The 1,580-nt window shown below is 38.2% G+C and carries 2 protein-coding genes; one reads left to right on the forward strand and one right to left on the reverse strand.

Translation table 11 applies throughout. From position 1 onward, the window contains the following. The first annotated feature begins 544 nt into the window (after positions 1-544). Positions 545-1,033: a hypothetical protein gene (locus tag RLO81_RS08130; RefSeq protein ID WP_350109853.1), complete on the forward strand. Its 489-nt coding sequence runs from the start codon at positions 545-547 to the stop codon at positions 1,031-1,033. Between the two features lie 171 nt (positions 1,034-1,204). Here RLO81_RS08130 and RLO81_RS08135 read toward each other — a convergent pair. Beyond that, positions 1,205-1,580: VOC family protein (locus tag RLO81_RS08135; protein WP_350109856.1), on the reverse strand; the 376-nt coding region annotated here is incomplete at its 5' end.

Genomic DNA, 1,580 nt, shown 5'->3' on the forward strand with positions numbered 1-1,580 from the left:
AAAAATTCTGCATTCATTGAGTGGTATATTAATTATGGGTTTGCCATTAGATCAGAATGGTAGGATTTTAGTATTTGCCATTTTTTATAATACTGTTATGTGGAAATAAGTCGAAAAAGAAGTATATTCATAGTAGTTATGGGTATAGAAGTCTACTGAATTGTTTATCAATCTGGTAGCTGGCATGAGAAATGAGCCATTGAATCATTTATTTAAGAACCAGAAACCAGCTTAATGAAATCACTATGCATTATCCTTCTATTTTGCAAATAGTTTTTCTCATATTACTTGGCCTCTTGATTTTTTTCTCGCTCGGATTTCTTTTTTATAAGAATGGAATTTTATTTTTTTTATATGGATTAGATCTTAATCTAATCAAATCAGATACAGCTGATAGCTATGCGGCATTTAAAAAGATTACATTGGGTAAAAAGATTTTCTTGTGGGTAGTGTTTTTGCTTACATTAGTGGATTTTCTATTAGCATACTACTTATTAAATAATAATATGTATCTAATAAATTATAGAGTCACTGTCGTAATCATGTGGTTAATCGTAATTCTATTGCTCTTTTATTCAATAGGAATCGTCTTAGCCTTCTTAAGTCCCAACAGAATCATGTAATCTCTCTTGGCTTTATTTTAATTGTATTTTTAGCATATTTATCATCTTGTGGGGATAAAGATGATAATACTGATCCACTTACTTTAATTGTGGGTACATACGATCAGGTGAGTCTCAATGATGTAGAATGCCCTAATTCGGCAGACAATCAATCCACCGCCTGTAACCCATCAACTGAGAGTTGTGCGACGTGGCAATTCAATAGTGATGGCACTTTTTCACGAACAACAGGGTCCTTATCCCAGGGAACAAAATACGTTCTGGATACTGAAAATTCAGAAATCTATATTTACTGGACGGCTGGAACAGACTTTACCATTTATGATTATACTTATGACGGTAGCTCACTTTTGATTACCAGTCAAACCCAAAATGACTGTAAGGTGCAATACGTGCTAGAAGAAAATTGACCTTCATTTGAAAAGGCATAGTTCGCTCAGACATCAAAGGCGTGGCAATTCAAACCACCCTAATTTATCCAGAGGCACACATTGTCATAATCAATGGACAGCTACCTCTGGGAAATAGAAAATCTAACGGCTTTGGCTGTGAGTGTAATCTAGAATTTAATCCGATCAGATTTAGGCCTTCTCCGCACAGGCAAACATCCATTGAATACCAAACTTGTCGGTGCATGATCCGAAGTAGTCACCCCAGAACATGTCCTGCAACTCCATGGTCACTTCGCCACCAGCTGACAATGCATCAAAGAGTCGTTTGGTCTCTTTTCGGGTATCTGGCTGCAGGTTGATATACACATTGTTTCCTTTGTTGAGTTTAAATCCCATCGACTCAGGGGCGTCAGTGCCCATCAGCATGTGGCCGCCGGTAATCTCCAGCGCAACATGCATCACCAGGTTTTTATCTTCCTCTGCGAGCGGGGGATAGCCTTCCTGGGGAGGTGCTTCACCCATTCGGGAGATCCCGTCTCCAACGAATTCCCCACCAAATACTGTT

It is taken from the genome of Fulvivirga sp. (genome assembly GCF_040220315.1).
GTDB lineage: Bacteria > Bacteroidota > Bacteroidia > Cytophagales > Cyclobacteriaceae > Fulvivirga.